The following is a 3,041-nucleotide window of genomic DNA, read 5'->3' as shown; positions in this document are numbered from 1 at the left end:
GTGCACGACTTCACCCCCGACTACTGGACCCAGCACATCCGCCAAGCCGTCCGCTTCCACCACGGCATCCACACCCTCCACCAAGCCGGAACCACGGCCTACCTCGAACTCACCCCCACCCCCACCCTCACCCCCCTCGTACGGCAGAGCCTTTCCGGGGCCGTGGTTCTCCCGGCCGAGCGGCCGGATCTCGTGACCGCGCTGACCGGCCTGCACGTCCATGGCATCGAGGTGGACTGGACGGCGGTGTTCCCCGGAGGGCGCCGTGTGCCGCTGCCCACCTACGCGTTCCAACGGAGCAGGCACTGGTTCGACACCTCGGCGGTACACCGTCCGGTGCGGCGGAACACCCCGGCGCCCGAGGAGGGCGCCGCGGTCCCGGACGCCGCGATCGCCGAAGGGAGCGCCCAGGACTCGACCGCCGGGCTGCGCCGCCGGCTGCTGCCGATCGGGGACGCCGAGCGGGACGCGGTGTTGCTGGACCTGGTCCGGACGTCCGTGGCGATCGTGCTCGGTCACGTGACCCCGGAAGCGATCGAAACAACCCGCGCCTTCAAGGATCTCGGCTTCGACTCCCTGTCGAGCGTGCAGTTCCGCGATCATCTGGCGGAGGTCACCGGGCTGCCGCTGGCGCCGACCCTGCTGTTCAACCATCCCACCCCGACGGCGCTGGTCCAGTACCTGCGGACGCAGCTGCTCGACGCCGAAGACGACGAAGGCCCGGTCCCGGCGGGGAGCGTGGCTGACGAACCGATCGCGATCGTGGCCATGAGCTGCCGTTACCCCGGCGGTGTCGACTCGCCCGAGGAGCTGTGGCAGTTCGCCGCCGACGGCCGCGATGCCATCACTCCCTTCCCTGCCGGCCGTGGCTGGAACCTCCCCGAGCTGTTCGACTCCGACCCCGACCGGCCCGGCCGCACCTACGCGCGCGAGGGTGGCTTCCTGCACGACGCCGACCTGTTCGACGCGGCCTTCTTCGGCATCAGTCCGCGTGAGGCGACCGCCATGGATCCGCAGCAGCGACTGCTGCTCGAACTCTCGTGGGAGACGGTCGAGCGGGCCGGTATCGACCCGACGGCGCTGCGCACCAGTTCCACCGGGGTGTTCGTCGGAGCGGTCGCACAGGACTACGGTCCTTCGCTGCACGCCGCCGCCGACGGGCTCGGCGGGCACCTGCTCACCGGATCGACGACAAGCATCGTCTCGGGCCGCGTGGCCTACGCGCTCGGACTTCAGGGACCTGCCGTCACGATCGACACGGCATGCTCCTCGTCCCTGGTCGCCCTGCACCTGGCGGCCCAGGCGCTGCGCGGCGGCGAGTGCGACCTGGCGCTGGCCGGCGGTGTCACGGTCATGGCCAACCCGGGCATGTTCGTGGAGTTCAGCAGGCAGCGGGGACTGGCCGCCGACGGCCGTTGCAAGCCGTTCGCCGCGGCCGCGGACGGCACCTCGTGGTCGGAGGGCGCCGGCGTCCTGCTGCTGGAACGCCTCTCCGACGCCCGGCGCAACGGGCACCGCGTGCTCGCGCTGGTCCGGGGCTCCGCGATCAACCAGGACGGCGCGTCCAACGGGCTCACCGCCCCCAACGGTCCGTCCCAGGAACGGGTCATCCGCCGTAGCCTCGCTGCCGCCGGGCTGGACGCCTCCGACGTCGACGCGATCGAGGCCCACGGCACGGGCACCACGCTCGGTGATCCGATCGAGGCAGAGGCGATCCTCGCCACGTACGGCCGGGGCCGGTCAGCCGAACAGCCGTTCCTGCTGGGTTCCGTGAAAGGCAACATCGGCCACAGCCAGGCCGCCGCGGGCGTGGCGGGCGTCATCAAGATGGTGGAGTCCATGCGGCGCGGTGTGCTCCCCGGCACACTCCACGTCGACCGGCCGACGCCGCACGTCGACTGGTCGGGCGGCACGGTGAGCCTGGTCCAGGAGACCGCGCCGTGGCCCGACACCTCCCACCCGCGCCGTGCGGCGGTCTCCTCCTTCGGCATCAGCGGCACCAACGCCCATGTCGTGCTGGAGCACGTGGAGGAGGCGTACGCGCAGAGCACCGAGGGCGCCCCTGTGTCCGACGCGACCGAGACCGTGACCGTGACCGCCGACAGCGCACCCGCTGCCCGTCGTCCGGAGCCCGTCGGCGTCGTTCCGGTGACGCTGTCCGCACGCACACCTGAGGCACTGGTCGCCCAGGCGGCGCGCCTGCACGACTTCCTGACCGCGCGCCCCGACCTCGCCCTGCCGGACGTCGCCTACTCTCTGGCGGTCACCCGAACCGCCTTCCAGCATCGGGCCGTTCTCCTCGCCGCCTCCCGCGACGAGATCCTCAGCAAACTCGCGGCCACCGCCGCGTCCAGGCCTCCTGGCGACCTCGTCCAGGCGACAGCGACGGACGGTGCACCGAAGGTGGCGTTCCTGTTCTCCGGACAGGGGTCACAACGCGTCGGCATGGGACGGGAGTTGTACGACACCTACCCCGTCTTCGCCGAAGCCCTCGACGAAGTCTGCGCACTCCTCGACCCGCACCTCGAACAACCCCTGCGTGAGGTCATGTTCGGCGACGACACCGAACTCCTCGGACGGACCCTCTACACCCAGACCGCACTCTTCGCCTACCACACCGCCCTCTACAAACTCCTCAACAGCGTAGGCGTGCAGCCCGACTACCTCGCCGGACACTCCATCGGCGAAATCTCCGCCGCCCACGCCGCAGGCGTCCTCACCCTCCAGGACGCCGCCAAGCTCGTCGCCGCCCGCGCCACCCTCATGCAACAACTCCCGCCCGGCGGCACCATGATCGCCATAGAAGCCACCGAAGACGAACTCCAAGCCGACCTCAACGGACTCGACGACCACATCGCCATCGCCGCCATCAACGGCCCACGGTCCATCGTCCTCTCCGGCGACAAGGACAAAGTCACCGAACTCGCCGAGCTGTGGCGGGAACGCGGCCGACGCACCCGCAAGCTCCACGTCAGCCACGCCTTCCACTCCCCCCACATGAACCCCATCCTCGACCAATTCCAAACCGTCGCCGAAGAACT

Annotated in this window: 1 protein-coding gene; it reads left to right on the top strand. The window is 70.5% G+C overall.

All coding sequences use genetic code 11. From position 1 onward, the window contains the following. Positions 1 to 3,041: beta-ketoacyl synthase N-terminal-like domain-containing protein (locus tag ACFY0P_RS52065; RefSeq protein WP_388929519.1), on the top strand; the 3,041-nt coding region annotated here is incomplete at both ends.

The sequence above is a fragment of the Streptomyces sp. NPDC001714 genome (genome assembly GCF_042892755.1).
Lineage (GTDB): Bacteria > Actinomycetota > Actinomycetes > Streptomycetales > Streptomycetaceae > Streptomyces.
This window is presented reverse-complemented; position numbering and strand designations above follow the sequence as displayed.